At 55.5% G+C, this 12,857-nt stretch carries 13 protein-coding genes; 6 read left to right on the top strand and 7 right to left on the bottom strand.

Features of this window, described 5'->3' with window-relative positions; all coding sequences use genetic code 11:
• Positions 1-401 precede the first annotated feature (401 nt).
• On the bottom strand, positions 402-941 hold the full coding sequence (locus tag KKG35_03895) for a DUF1566 domain-containing protein (GenBank protein ID MBU1737258.1): 540 nt from the start codon (positions 939-941) through the stop codon (positions 402-404).
• A 215-nt stretch (positions 942-1,156) separates the two neighbouring features.
• On the opposite strand from KKG35_03895, the gene KKG35_03890 reads away from it, so the two are divergent.
• The 5 genes from KKG35_03890 to KKG35_03870 all read left to right on the top strand — a co-directional run bounded on the left by KKG35_03890 (position 1,157) and on the right by KKG35_03870 (position 4,039).
• The gene (locus KKG35_03890; protein MBU1737257.1) at positions 1,157-2,128 is read left to right on the top strand and encodes a divergent polysaccharide deacetylase family protein; all 972 of its coding nucleotides are present in this window, start codon (positions 1,157-1,159) and stop codon (positions 2,126-2,128) included.
• A gap of 18 nt (positions 2,129-2,146) precedes the next feature.
• The gene (locus KKG35_03885) at positions 2,147-2,947 is read left to right on the top strand and encodes an SAM-dependent chlorinase/fluorinase (protein ID MBU1737256.1); all 801 of its coding nucleotides are present in this window, start codon (positions 2,147-2,149) and stop codon (positions 2,945-2,947) included.
• A 60-nt stretch (positions 2,948-3,007) separates the two neighbouring features.
• On the top strand, positions 3,008-3,298 hold the full coding sequence (locus KKG35_03880) for a metalloregulator ArsR/SmtB family transcription factor (GenBank protein ID MBU1737255.1): 291 nt from the start codon (positions 3,008-3,010) through the stop codon (positions 3,296-3,298).
• Between the two features lie 152 nt (positions 3,299-3,450).
• Entirely contained in the window at positions 3,451-3,666 is a 216-nt protein-coding gene (locus KKG35_03875; GenBank protein ID MBU1737254.1) for a DUF2892 domain-containing protein, read from the top strand.
• An 82-nt stretch (positions 3,667-3,748) separates the two neighbouring features.
• Entirely contained in the window at positions 3,749-4,039 is a 291-nt protein-coding gene (locus tag KKG35_03870; GenBank protein ID MBU1737253.1) for a hypothetical protein, read from the top strand.
• Between the two features lie 63 nt (positions 4,040-4,102).
• Here the strand turns inward: KKG35_03870 and KKG35_03865 are convergent, their stop codons facing one another.
• Positions 4,103-5,998 carry a hypothetical protein gene (locus KKG35_03865; GenBank protein MBU1737252.1) on the bottom strand — a complete coding sequence of 632 codons (1,896 nt, stop codon included), beginning with the start codon at positions 5,996-5,998 and terminating at the stop codon, positions 4,103-4,105.
• A gap of 355 nt (positions 5,999-6,353) precedes the next feature.
• On the opposite strand from KKG35_03865, the gene KKG35_03860 reads away from it, so the two are divergent.
• Positions 6,354-7,418, top strand: a complete 1,065-nt coding sequence (locus KKG35_03860; GenBank protein ID MBU1737251.1) for a response regulator — start codon at positions 6,354-6,356, stop codon at positions 7,416-7,418.
• A 135-nt stretch (positions 7,419-7,553) separates the two neighbouring features.
• Here the strand turns inward: KKG35_03860 and KKG35_03855 are convergent, their stop codons facing one another.
• From KKG35_03855 to KKG35_03835, 5 genes are all read right to left on the bottom strand, one after another.
• On the bottom strand, positions 7,554-8,636 hold the full coding sequence (locus KKG35_03855) for a chemotaxis response regulator protein-glutamate methylesterase (GenBank protein MBU1737250.1): 1,083 nt from the start codon (positions 8,634-8,636) through the stop codon (positions 7,554-7,556).
• 12 nt (positions 8,637-8,648) lie between these two features.
• On the bottom strand, positions 8,649-9,254 hold the full coding sequence (locus KKG35_03850) for a chemotaxis protein CheD (GenBank protein MBU1737249.1): 606 nt from the start codon (positions 9,252-9,254) through the stop codon (positions 8,649-8,651).
• Positions 9,251-10,081, bottom strand: coding sequence for a chemotaxis protein CheR (locus tag KKG35_03845; GenBank protein ID MBU1737248.1), 831 nt, complete (start codon positions 10,079-10,081; stop codon positions 9,251-9,253). The genes KKG35_03850 and KKG35_03845 overlap by 4 nt, the downstream gene beginning before the upstream one ends.
• A 95-nt stretch (positions 10,082-10,176) precedes the next feature.
• Entirely contained in the window at positions 10,177-10,683 is a 507-nt protein-coding gene (locus KKG35_03840; protein ID MBU1737247.1) for a chemotaxis protein CheW, read from the bottom strand.
• An 85-nt stretch (positions 10,684-10,768) separates the two neighbouring features.
• Complete coding sequence (locus tag KKG35_03835) at positions 10,769-12,841, bottom strand: HAMP domain-containing protein (protein ID MBU1737246.1); 2,073 nt, start codon at positions 12,839-12,841, stop codon at positions 10,769-10,771.
• Between the last annotated feature and the right edge of the window lie 16 nt (positions 12,842-12,857).

The raw sequence follows: 12,857 nt of genomic DNA, 5'->3' as shown, positions 1-12,857 counted from the left end.
AGACGAAATCGTAATCCATTCATTTTATAGTATAATGAGATTTATTATCAGTGATTCTGAGGAGAAAGGGGATGAAGTGTGATAAATGCGACGGAAGATACGAAGTGATCAAGTGTTGCTGTGATTGCAAGAAAACTTTTTGTCATATGGTAAAAACAGTTGTTTTGGTAAACACCTCACCAAAAATGTATGAAGCCAAAACGATATGTCCCGATTGTGGGTCTGAGAATGTGGTCTCTGTAAGCAGCGAATCCGCCGGGTCACAATGTGAGGATTGATTGGATCGGCAATTCATTTCACAAAACTTAAGGTTCCCTGACAGCCCTTGCAAAACATAGTTTCCTTGCCCACCATGACTTTGACGGAATTGGAAATGTCTGCCGTCTCTTCCGGGTTTTGCTTCATTTCTTTGCCGTCTGCCCCCGAACGGCCCGCACCCTGATTTCGCGTGGTTTCTTCCTGTCTTTCTGCGGATCGCCGAAATGGATCGTGCTGCTGTTCACTGATTGGCCATCTCCGCATAACACCCAGCTCTGATAGTGTTCCGGCAAGGTTTTCGGAAAGTATTGGTCGTTGATGTATGGGGGAGCTCCGGTTTTGTCGAGGAGGGAGCCCAGTTCGTCTTCTTCCGGCAGGCGCCAGTCGGAAAAGGTGCCGAATTTTTCATCGTTGAGCTGTTTGATGAACTGACTTTTTGATTTTTTCCAGGAATAGACGTTGTTCAAATTGTGGACGGATTCGTCATCGGTTTTGACCTCCCAGATCAGACCGTTTCCGGTGTCTTTCACCATCACCCAGTGCGGTGCGTCATCGGGAAGCTCTTTAGCCTGTTCATCCAGTTTCACAAAACGTCCTGCTGCCGGGTTTTCTCCTGCTGTTGCCGGCGGCAAAAAGATGAGGGGAAGACAGAGAATGAGAAATAGATATCTGGTTGCGCACATGGGATGACTCCGGTGATGTGTTGATCTTATGGGGATGCAAGGTGCCACAAAGTATACCATCAGGACGGCCCCGGATCAATTCGGTTGACTATTCTTTCGTGGCAGATAATGTAATGCAGTGCATGAAATTCCTGGTGACGGTTGTGATTCCCGGATTGTTTCCCCCTCTCTTCATGACTGTTGGTAATAAAATCTGACCGGCAGAAAATAGTGGCATGGCTGTATATAAAGGCAGACAGAATAATAAGCGGAAAAAGATCTCGAAGCGCAAGAAGAAAAACCTTCTGGTGCCGGTGATCATTGCCGGGGTTATCCTCCAGACCCTGATCGCCGCTTTTGTGATCCTGGTGATCAAGCCCTATTCGACCGAAAACGGCAATGGCGGGAGGGGCGCGGACAAAGCCGGGCCTTTCACCTATGAGGAACCGGGCTTGCCGCATGCCCCGGTCATTGTCGAACCCGGAGACAAAAAGCTTCTGCTTGACCGTGATGCCGTAAAACCGGCGGGAGAAGAGCCGGACGATGCTGAAAAACCGCTGCTGGCGATCGTGATCGACGACATGGGCTATCAGCTTGAAACAGGGAAGGGGCTTTTAAACCTCGACCTTGAACTCTCATTCGCTTTTCTGCCCTCGGGTCCCTACCTGGAGAAGCTGTCTCGAATGGCCGCCCGGAAAGGACGCGATGTTCTTCTCCATGTTCCGCTGGAGCCGGCCGACAGTCGCTGGGACCCGGGACCGGGCGCGTTGTTTATTTCGATGAATCGTGAAGAGATGCGGGCGATGTTCCGGAAAGATCTTGCCGCACTTCCGCAGGCGACCGGGGTGAACAATCACATGGGTTCCCGGTTCACCCAGAACCGGGAGGCGATGGCCCTCTTTCTGGAGATGGTGCAGGAACATAAGCTCTTCTTTCTCGACAGCATGACCTCCAGAAACAGTGTCGGCTATTTCATGGCGCGAGAGATGGGGATAAAGACCGCCAAGCGGCATGTCTTTCTCGATAATGACCGGGAAAAGCGCAAGATCAAAAAACAGCTCTCCCATCTCCTCGATGTGGCCGGGAAGAAGGGCTGGGCGATCGGGATCGGGCATCCCTATCCGCAAACCATGGCGGCATTAAAGGAAATGCGCCCGGAGATCGGGAGGCGGGCCAGACTGGTCGGGGTCAGCAGAATGGTGCATTAATGATTGAGATATTCAGGCATGATCACACTGACCACTGATTTCGGGCTGACCAGCGAGTATGTCGGAGTGATGAAAGGGGTGATCCTGTCACGTTCCCCGCACGCGACGATTGTCGATATCAATCACTCTCTGGCTGCGCAGGACATCACCGAAGCAGCCTTTCTGATCCGGTCGGTCTTTTCCTGGTTCCCGGAAGGGTCCGTCCATGTGGTGGTTGTGGACCCGGGGGTTGGTTCCGGAAGAAGGATTGTTCTTGTTGAGGCGGCGGGGCATCGGTTCCTGGTGCCGGACAACGGGGTGGCGACCCTTCTGCTCAATGAGCTTGGCCCGGTCCGGGCGTACGTTGTTTCTCGCGAGGAATACTTTCTTGAACCGGTCAGCGCGACCTTTCACGGGCGCGATATCTTTGCTCCGGTTGCCGCCAAACTCGATGGCGGCCTGGCCTCCTCCATGGTCGGCCCGGAAATCGGGGTGGCGGAACTCGTTTCCCTGCAAGATATCTTCCCCGTGCCTGATTCCGCGAGAGGTGAGATTCGCGGAAAGGTCGTCTCGGTCGACAGTTTCGGTTCTCTGATCAGCAATATAAGTCGTGATAATATGATGGACTGGGGGTATGATCCGGCGGATGGCGGTTTGGCTGTTGGTGTCGGGGGGCAGGGCATAGGTCCTCTCCGGCGTGCATACAGTGATGTGGAAAAAGGGCGCCTGCTGGCCCTGCTCGGCAGTCGGAATTACCTGGAGGTTGCCGTCAACGGCGGCAGTGCTGCCTGTGAACTGAAGGCGGCGAAGGGGATAAAAGTCACAGTTTCCCGGTCTTAATCTCATTGACAACTCCTGTGGCTGAAATTAAACTAAACGCTGAAATAGTAAAAAGGGGTGATGATCTTGAAGGAAGAAGACGTAAAAAGTGTGGCGGCCCTGTTGAAGACCATGTCCCATCCGATCAGAATGAAGATTCTCTGCATGCTGCAGGATGGTGAAATGGCGGTGGGCGATATCCGGGAAGAGGTCAAGACCACCAACGCCAATGTCTCGCAACATCTTTCGATCCTGAGAAATCAGGGGATCATCAGCTCACGCAAGGATGCAAATTTTATCTACAACAAGATTGAAGATAGAAGAATTCTCGAACTTATCGCTACCATGCGCAAGTTGTTCTGCAAGGAATAGTCCCGCCGGTTTTCCATTGTCGCTTTCGGGACCGGCGGGGTGTGCGGTTCCTGAAGCGCGGATATTGTCCTTTCAGGTCGCCTCGCATTCTCCGCCTTTATCATTATTTTCAAACAAGTTCTGCTTTCAGATATTTCTCAGGAGGTTTCACCATGACGAAAACAGTGAATGACTGGATACACTCGATTGCCGGTATTTTTATTCTCGCAAGTCTTGCTCTGGGGACCTGGGTCCATCCTTACTGGTACTTCTTTACCGCTTTTGTCGGCGCCAATCTTTTTCAGTTCGGGATCACCGGCTTCTGCCCGATGGGGCTGATCCTGAAAAAGCTTGGTGTGCCTGAAGAGCGGCAGAGCTGCTGCAAGTAAAGCTTATGCCGGGCAGCTTGCCTGCGCATGCGAAACTTCTACCCGTAGGGTGAAACCGGATCTCCGGAGGAGAGGATTGAATATGGACGAATCCACTGAGAAGAAAGGGCGTGTAGATTTGGGGGATGCAGAGAAGGCGTCCTGCGGCGCAGGCAACGGAGCAGGGTCGGGGAGCGAAGAAGACCACAGTATTCCCGGGGATGATCTTCGCAACGCCAGCTATGTTGTCCTTTTTATTGCCGCCGTTTTTATCGTTACCGCCATGGAAACCGGAAGTTACCGCACTCCCTGGCCGGTTGCGATCGTCGTTTCCATCGCCGGTCTGGCGCTGTTCATCTGGTCTTTCCTGCAGAAGAAAAAAGAAAAATCGTGATTTCAGGGTTCAGGAGGCAGTCGGCAGGGGGCTTCCTGTTCGGTGGGCCTTCTGTGCTATCTCTTATCCCTGCAATAAACTCATGACATTGCTGCCTCTGATCCGGTTGGTCTGAGCCTGGGCGAACACCTGCGCTTTCAGCAGGATCTGGAAGTTGTTGAGCAGGGTCGATTCCTCGGCGAAGTCCAGATCGGCAATGGTCGATCCGGCGGCTGCGGTGTTGGCCATGGTGACCGACAGGTTGGTGATGGAGGAGACCAGCTGATTCTGGGTGGAGCCGAGGCCCGATCTGGTCCGGTTCAGCTGGGACAGCGCTTCGTCAACTGCGCCGATGGCCGCCTGGGCGCCTTCCATGGAAGTCACATCGATTTCCGCAAGCCGGCTGAATCCTGAGGGCCTGCTGTCTCCGGCAGTAGTAACAGGTGATGTCTGCGGGGCAATGGTTGAGCCGGATGCCAGGGTCGAGCCTTTTGCGAGGATCGTTCCCGAATCGAGGTAATTCCGGCCCTCGGTGACGACATCGCCGGTCAGGACGGTCCCGGCTCCCGGAGATTGCCCTCCGGCCACGCTGACCCCGCTTCCCAGAACTGTTCCCGCCTTGAGTACCGATCCTGATTCCAGCAGAGACCCCGCACCGATGTGCATCGTGTTGTCAAGGGTGAACGGGGTCCCTGTGACGACCGGACCACCCACGGATGATCCTGACCCAAGGAGGCTCCCCGCCTCGATCTCTGAGCCTGCGGCAACGGTCATCTTCCCGATAACGGAGGTGTTGGCGGCAAGAGTCAGCCGGCCTCCGATGCTTGAGCCGGACAGAATGTTTGTTCCCGCAGCATCCGCGATGATTGAACCGCTTTTCAAAACTGCCGGGCCGGTCATGGTTGCGGTGGCGGCCAGGGTGATATTGCCGGATATGGCGGAACCTCCGGCCAGGGAGCTGCCGGCGGCGACGGATGATCCCGGGCCGAGGTGCAATGGTGCGGTTATCGCTGCGTCCTGGGTCAGGGTGACCTCTGCGGCAAGGGGCTGCCCGGAGGAATACGTTGTGCCGCCACTGGTTATGTCGGTGCTCAAGACGGTCCCGGCGGCAAGAATGGTCCCGGTGGCAAGAGTCGAGCCGGTGGCAATGGTGTTCACCCCGCTTGTGGTCGTGTCGGCGGCAAGCGTGACTGTGCCGCCGAGCTCTGTGCCGCCTGCGATAACACTCCCCGCCCCAAGGGTAGAACCGGCTGCGAGAGCTGATTCGCCGGTTGTCGAAATATCGGCGCCCAGATTGACGCTGTCCAGAGCGAACCCGAGGGAGGACCCGGCGGCGAGTTCCGTCCGCGCTGTTAACGTTGAACCCGGTTCAAGGCTTGACTCGGCGCTGGTCGTCAGGGGATTCTGCAGGGTCAGGGGCGAGGCAAGATAGGTGCGCGAGACCTGTTCTCCATCGCCGGAATCGGATCCTCCGCCGAGTTTTCCAAGACTGATATCTCCGATACTGATCTGCACGGTCTCCCCGGAAACCGCGCCTACCTGAAACGATTTCCCTGCGAACTGGCCGGTCAGAAGTTTCTGGCCGTTGTAGGATGTGGTCCTGGCGATATTGTCCAGCCCTTCAAGGTATCGGTTGATATCCGCCTGCAGGGCCTGGCGTGAGTCTCGGGACTGGCTGTCGGAAGCGGCCTGGATCGCCTTGGTCCGGATCTCCTGGAGAATACTGGTCATTTCGCCGATCGCGCCGTCTGCGGTCTGGGTGATGGAGATCGCATCGGTTGCGTTGCGGATTGCCTGGACGTATCCCTTTCGCTGGCTTTCCAGGGCATCGGCAATGGCCATGCCCGAGGCGTCATCCGCAGCCCGGTTGATGCGGCTGCCGGTGGCAAGTTTCTCGAGCGAACTGGAAAGGGTTTTGTGAGTCTGGTTCAGGCGGTTCAAGCCAAAGAGAGAAGAAGGGTCATTGATTTTAAGTGGCATGGTAAATCCTCCAGAGAGGGGGGAATATGTCCGGCCTTTAAGAGAAAAGCCGGGAGCCGGGCAGCAACAGGATACGCCCTAATGTTATTATAATGGTTGAATATACGGAAAGTCAAAGGCATGGGTTCAAACAGGTCAAAAGAGTCTTTTCGGGAATTCAATTCTTGACACTTCTGTGGAGTGCGTAATATCCTTTTATAATCAGGAAAATGTTCGGCAAAAGTCTTTCCGGGTATGGGCTGATCTTCCCCCGGGAGTCCTCTGGGAGGCTGTTGAAATCCCTGTCGGGTCGGAAATGTTTGTCTGATTACATAAAGTTTTATCTGCTGTTGCATGCACATATCGGGTGATGCCTATGAAAAAAATATTACTGGTAGACGACGAGATCGAGGAGCTTAAAATTCTCGCCTTAAGCCTTGACTGTAAAGAGATCAATGCCGAAATCATCACCGCCTCCTCCGGCGAAGAGGCGCTGTCGATCATTGAAAAGGAAGGTATCAGTCTCCTGATCACCGATGTTCATATGCCGGGAATGAATGGCATGGAACTGATTCTGGCGGCATCGGCGATAGTCCCGGACCTTGCTTTTATTGTAATGACCGCCTTCCCGACTGCTGAAATAAAACGCGACGCGCTCCTCGGCGGATGTCTTCGTTTTATTGAAAAACCTTATGATATCGAGCTCTTACGTGGTAGCGTGATCGAGGCTCTGACCGAACAGAAAGGCTTTACCGGTACCATGGCCGGTATTGAGCTCTCAGACATGATTCAGCTCAATTGCCTGTCGTGCAATACTGTAGCGCTCAAGATCCGTGACGGAAAAAAATCGGGGATGATATTTTTCGACAGCGGCAATATTGTCCACGCCATTGCCGGTGATATTGAAGGAGAGGAGGCTTTTTACCGGATTATGGCCTTTGGGGGCGGCAATATCGAAAGCAGGAGGAATGTCAGGCCCCCGGTCCTGAGCATTGAAAAGAGCTATGTCGGGCTCTTGCTCGAGGCAAGCCGCAGAAAAGATGAAACCGCAAGCCGGGCCGTGACCCAGCCGGAAGAAAAGGAATTGCCGCAGGCCGGGATATTCAGGGCGCTGGCAAAAGTGGCGGGATATATCGGGGCAGCAATCCTGCACAGGAATGGGGTGTTGCTGGCGGAGGAGAAAAACGGGAATTCGATCGACCTCAACAGCGGCGGGACGGTTATTGCCGACCTGTTCAGGCTGGCGTCACAGACAACAACCGAAAACGGACTGGAAAAATGCGACTCCATTGTCCTGGAGTCGACCGATGGCACCCTGGCCACACGCAGCGCCGGAAGCAAAGGGGAGTTCCTGCTGGTTGCCCTGGTTGCACCGGATTGTAATCCCACGCTGATGCAGATCAAGATGGCGAGCCTGGCCCCGCAAATCAGGGCGAACTAACTTCCTTGCGGCGAGGCATGGCGCCGGAAGGCGTTTTTGTCCGGCGTCCTTCTCTCTTCGGGGAAAGGTTTCGATGCTTCGCAAGCCCGCTGATCGGGACGGGCAGACGGGCTGGCCAACGGAACCTTTGTTCTCCTACGAATCGCATATCTTCAGGATGTTGACACTGATCGACTCCAGCGGCGCAATCCGGTCGACGGCTTTTAATTTAATCGCTTCATTCGGCATGCCGAAGACCACCGAAGTCGCTTCGTCCTGGGCAATGTTGTAAGCGCCGGCGTTTTTCATCTCCAGCATTCCTTTCGCGCCGTCATCCCCCATGCCGGTCATGATGACCCCCACCGCGTTTTTCCCGGCATAACGGGCTGCGGAACGGAACAGAACATCAACCGACGGCCGATGGCGGCTGACCAGCGGACCTTCTTTCACTTCCACATAATAACGGGCGCCGCTTCGTTTGAGTAGAAGGTGCCGGTTGCCGGGGGCGATCAGGGCCCTTCCCCGGAGGACGGTGTCGTTGTTTTCGGCTTCCTTGACCGAGATCTGGCAGAGTGAATCGAGCCGCCGGGCAAAGGCTGCGGTAAAATTTTCCGGCATGTGCTGGACGATGACGATGCCCGGGGCGTCCCTGGGCAGGGATTCGAGAAAAACCCGGAGCGCTTCGGTCCCTCCGGTTGAGGCCCCGATCACCACGACCTTTTCGGTGGTCTGGATCATCGCCTTGCCGGTAGGTTTGGCGATGACCGCGTCCGCGGTCAGTTTGGGCTGCACGGTTTTTCTGACCGTAAGTTTCTTGATCTGGGTCTGGGCGGCGGCCTTCACCACATCGCAGATCGAGATCCGGGACTCTTCCAGAAAGGTTTTGGCGCCGAGTTTCGGTTTTTGAATGATCTCGACCGCTCCCAGCTCGAGAGCCTTGAGGGCGGTTTCCGAGCCGTGGCCGGTCAGGGTCGAGCAGATCACTACCGGAATCGGGTTCTGGGACATGATCTTCTGCAGGAAGGTGATCCCGTCCATCCGGGGCATTTCGATGTCGAGGGTGATCACGTCCGGAAGTTCGGTCCGCATACGGTCCGCTGCGATGAACGGGTCCATGGCGGTGGCCATGACCTCGATTTCCGGGTCTGAATTGAGGATGCTTTCCAGGGCCTGCCGGACCACGGCTGAATCATCAACAACAAGAACCCTGATTTTTTTTTGACTTGGTTTGAAATCCATGCGCGGTGGCCGTTATAAAAAATTGAAATCCTGCTGCTGCGTGGCCGGGCAGATGGTGAATCCGCCCAGGGTGATATTTTGATGGCCGACATTTTCCGGGTATCTGGGACAGGGCTCCCCCGCCGAGAGTTTTTTAGACCAGACGTCACCCGTGGGAGTGAGGAAGTAAATCTTCCGTCCTCTTGACCCGCCGACATCTCCGCTGACCGGTTTCAGCTCCCGTTGCCGCAGGGTCCGGATGGCTGCTTCGATATTCATTTTGCCGATCCGGATCGACTGCCCGCCGGGAGTGTCCCCCCTGATGCCGTCGGCGCCGCCGAAGATCTTGATTTCTATTTCCGAAAGAGCGGCGCCGCAACCGGTAAAGCTTTCCAACATGCGGGTAATCGCACAATCGACAAATTTATATTTTTCGCTGCAGGTGGTGGCGCAAGACCCCGGCGTTTTGCAGTAAGGGAGCTGGGCGTGGCAGACCGAGGCCAGCTCGAGCCGGCGAACGAGCATGGTGAGGGTCACACAGGAGCCGAGCACCGTGGAAACGCAGGCCGGCGAGGCATCGAAGAAAATCATCGCCGGTTTGAGATAGATCTGCGACACACAAGAATTGCGCGGGCTCATGTGATCTTCCTGTAGATGGTAGGGCCGACGGAAACCAGAGGCAGCCCGAGGCCGGTAAGGGTTTCGGAATGCCCGACAAAAAGATAGCCGCCCGGCAGAAGCTCGCGGCACATCCTGGCCAGGACCTTTTTCTGGGTCTCTTGATCGAAATAGATCATGACATTGCGGCAGAAAATCACCTGGACCTTGGTCGGCAGACGGTACTCGTCGTCCATGAAGTTGAGCTGCAGAAACCGGATTTTCGCCCGGAGTTCCGGAATGATTCTGACCTGGTCATTGTTGCGGTCCTTGCTGCGCAGCAGGTATTTTTTTTTCAGGTCAACCGGGATGGGTGCTGCGGTGTGGTGTGGATAAACCGCAGTTCTGGCCTTCCGGAGAACGGTGGAGCAGATGTCGCTGGCATAGATGGTATAGCGGAGATTTTGGCGCAGGCGGAAAAACTCGTTGGCGACCATGGCTATGGTGTATGGCTCTTCTCCCGAGGAACAACCGGCACTCCAGAGATTGATCCCCCGGTGCAGGTCGAGACTCCGCCCGCCGCCGACGATCTGCGGAAAGGCATTGCGGGCGAGATAGTCGAAATGGTGCGGCTCCCGGAAAAAATCGGTCTTGTTGGTGGTGATAACGTCTATGAATGCCTGGATTTCATCCCTGCCTGCCGGGGACTTGAAGAGGAGATCAAAATATTCCTCGTAGGATTTAAGCCCCCGTAACCGTAACCGCTTCGACAGGCGGGACTGGAGCATGGTTTTTTTGGCACTGGTGATCTTGATGCCCAGCTTGTCCATGATGACCGCCTGAAAGCGGGCAAACAGGCGGTCATTCATGGCCTCCGGGGCGGATACGGCGGCATATTCGCTTTTTTGGGAAAGCGCCGGGGATGGATTGGATGACGCCGGCAAACCGATCACCCCCGTCCCAATCACTCTTTTTCATCGTCCACCGGCGCCGCCTGGGCGCTGGTGTCGACGGCGGAAATCCTGGTCAGTTCTTCGGCGGAGAACACCCGGTCGATATCGAGGATCAGGATGAATTCCTCATCCCGGGTCCCGACACCCTTGATGAATTCAATGCGCCAGCGCGAGCCGAGTCTGGGCGGGGGTTCAATCTGGTCACGGTCCAGTTCGAGGACTTCATGGACCGAGTCCGCCATCGCCCCGATCAGGGTTGTCTCGCCGTCGAGATCGATTTCCATGACCACGATCCGCGAATCGAGGGTCTGTCTGGTTTCGGTCATGCCGAATTTGGTCCGCAGATCGATGACCGGCACCACGGTGCCCCTGATATTGATGATGCCCCGCATAAAATCAAGGGCGCGGGGGATTTTGGTGATGGCGGCAACATCAAGCACCTCGCGGACCTGGGAAACATCCACGGCAAAAAGTTCATCTTCCAGGCGGAAGGTGAGATACAAAGATGATTCACTCATGGTGACATTCTCCTAAAAAATATGTGAATGGCGGTTCCGGGCGTGTTGGCCCGGAACATTTTCGGAATCCGCGGTGAACGCCGTTTCAATATTTTTCAAAATCATTGTCCATCTGGTCTCCGGCAGGTCCTTCATGGCCGAGGTTGAATTCAAAACCTTTTGCTCCACTCTGTCCCTGAGCCGGATCTTCATGGCTTTCTTTATGGGGGACATGGGCGATCTGTTGCCTTTTTGCCGTCTTTTTCGGCGGGGTGTGATGCTGATGATGATAGCTTCTCTCGCCGCGGATCTGGCCGGAACCCTGGTCGTCGAGTTTAAAGAAGCCGACGGTCTCAAGCAGCATTTCCGCCTGGCTGGCCAGCTCCTCGGAAGTGGAGGACATCTCTTCGGCGACGGCGGCGTTCTGCTGGATGACCTGGTCGAGCTGCTGGATTGCCTTGTTGATCTGGTCGGCCCCGGTGTTCTGCTCATTGCTGGCGGCGCTGATTTCCTGGACCAGCTCGGAGGTTTTCTGGATATTCGGCACCAGGGAAGTGAGCAGGGTGCCGGCATGTTCGGCGATTTCGACGCTGGAGGAGGAGAGCTTGCTGATCTCGCCCGCCGCGGTCTGGCTCCGTTCCGCAAGTTTCCTGACCTCCGAGGCGACAACCGCAAAGCCCTTGCCGTGTTCGCCGGCCCGGGCGGCTTCGATGGCGGCGTTCAGGGCCAGCAGGTCGGTCTGGCGGGCAATCTCCTCGATGATCGAGATCTTTTCGGCAATCTGCTTCATGGCGGCTACCGTCTCGGTCACCGCTTTGCCGCCTTCGAGGGCGTCTTCGGCTGATTTGCCGGCGATCTTGCCGGTCTGGAGGGCGTTGTCGGCATTCTGGCTGATGTTCGAGGCCATCTCTTCCATGGAGGACGATGCCTCTTCGGCGGCGGCCGCCTGTTCCGTGGCGCCCTGGGACATCTCTTCGGCGCTCGAACTCATCTGCTGGCTGCCGGAAGAGACATTGCTCGAAGCGCTTAAGACATCGCCGACCACCATCCGCAGCTTGGCGACCATGTTTTTCATGGCGGTGAGCAGTTGACCGATTTCGTCTTTTCTGTTGATTTCAATCTCAACGCTCAAGTCTCCCCTGCTGAGTTTCCCCGAGACATCCACCGCTTCCAGCAGGGGCACGGAAATATGCCGGGAGAGGGAAAAACCAAGGAGAAAGGCAATGGCAAAACTCAAGAAGGTCATGATCCCGATGATCCAGCGCCCTTTGCCCTGCGAACTGTCGGCGGATTCCATGGCCAGCTGCATGTTTTTGCCGGCAATCTCCTCCATTTTGCCGGCAAGGTCGATGCTCTTGCCGCTCAACTCGTCTACCTGGGCCATCTGGGTTCTGGTGTTCGTATTCAGCTGCACGATTTCTGCGCCAAGTTTGAAAATTTTGTGGGCATTCTCTGAAAATGCGGCGTGTTCCCTGGTGGTTTCTTTGGGCAGGAGATGCTCCAGCTTGTCGAATTGTTTTTCCATATCCTTGAAGGACAGCTGCAGCGCTGACGATTCTTCAAGGGTCCTGATGCTCATGAACTCTTCGACAATGGCCTGCTGTTCGACAATAATGGTTTTTGATTCCATGGCCGCATCGACTTTTTCGTCAATTGCCTTGTTTCTGGTCAAGGTTTCCTCGTATTTTGCAAGGGATTCCTTGATCGAGTCGATTTCCGCGTCCAGTTTCTCCATGGCCGCCTGGCGGTCCATGGTTTTCGCAAGTTTCTCCCGGTGTTCGGCCATCAGGGAGTGACCGGCGGTGATGTACTGATTCACCTGCGATTCGGCCTGGGAGACGGCCTCCTTGATTGCGTCGTTGCCGTTGTTTTTCAGGAAGGCAAGCTGGTCCTGCAGCTTTTTGATATTGTTCTCAAACTCCATGGCGGCCTGATCGAGAGTCTCCTTGCTGTCATTGAGGAGGAATTCCCCCATCAGGTCCCGGGTGCTGATCAGGGCGATGGAGCTCTCCATGGTCGCATCCGCCAGGGGGACCTGTTCATCAAGGATGATGTCGGTCGCTTTGCCGACATTGTTGCAGGTGATCAGGCCGGTCACCCCGACGATGGCAACGATGAGTGCGACAATGAGAAAGGCGCCGATGAGTTTTACGCTGACTTTAATGTCGTTGATCTTCATGCTCAATACTCCCGGA

The sequence above is a fragment of the Pseudomonadota bacterium genome (assembly GCA_018823285.1).
GTDB lineage: Bacteria > Desulfobacterota > Desulfobulbia > Desulfobulbales > JAGXFP01 > JAHJIQ01.
The sequence above is the reverse complement of the archived record's forward strand: the minus strand, read 5'-3'. Positions and strand labels throughout refer to the sequence as shown.

What these genes read in the sequence shown, in the direction of transcription:
- KKG35_03835 (MBU1737246.1), bottom strand. Translation starts at nt 12,841, where the DNA reads ATGAAGATCAACGACATTAAAGTCAGCGTAAAACTCATCGGCGCCTTT.
- KKG35_03865 (MBU1737252.1), bottom strand. Translation starts at nt 5,998, where the DNA reads ATGCCACTTAAAATCAATGACCCTTCTTCTCTCTTTGGCTTGAACCGC.
- KKG35_03860 (MBU1737251.1), top strand. Translation starts at nt 6,354, where the DNA reads ATGAAAAAAATATTACTGGTAGACGACGAGATCGAGGAGCTTAAAATT.
- KKG35_03845 (MBU1737248.1), bottom strand. Translation starts at nt 10,081, where the DNA reads ATGAATGACCGCCTGTTTGCCCGCTTTCAGGCGGTCATCATGGACAAG.
- KKG35_03885 (MBU1737256.1), top strand. Translation starts at nt 2,147, where the DNA reads ATGATCACACTGACCACTGATTTCGGGCTGACCAGCGAGTATGTCGGA.
- KKG35_03895 (MBU1737258.1), bottom strand. Translation starts at nt 941, where the DNA reads ATGTGCGCAACCAGATATCTATTTCTCATTCTCTGTCTTCCCCTCATC.
- KKG35_03875 (MBU1737254.1), top strand. Translation starts at nt 3,451, where the DNA reads ATGACGAAAACAGTGAATGACTGGATACACTCGATTGCCGGTATTTTT.
- KKG35_03855 (MBU1737250.1), bottom strand. Translation starts at nt 8,636, where the DNA reads ATGGATTTCAAACCAAGTCAAAAAAAAATCAGGGTTCTTGTTGTTGAT.
- KKG35_03880 (MBU1737255.1), top strand. Translation starts at nt 3,008, where the DNA reads ATGATCTTGAAGGAAGAAGACGTAAAAAGTGTGGCGGCCCTGTTGAAG.
- KKG35_03850 (MBU1737249.1), bottom strand. Translation starts at nt 9,254, where the DNA reads ATGAGCCCGCGCAATTCTTGTGTGTCGCAGATCTATCTCAAACCGGCG.
- KKG35_03870 (MBU1737253.1), top strand. Translation starts at nt 3,749, where the DNA reads ATGGACGAATCCACTGAGAAGAAAGGGCGTGTAGATTTGGGGGATGCA.
- KKG35_03890 (MBU1737257.1), top strand. Translation starts at nt 1,157, where the DNA reads ATGGCTGTATATAAAGGCAGACAGAATAATAAGCGGAAAAAGATCTCG.
- KKG35_03840 (MBU1737247.1), bottom strand. Translation starts at nt 10,683, where the DNA reads ATGAGTGAATCATCTTTGTATCTCACCTTCCGCCTGGAAGATGAACTT.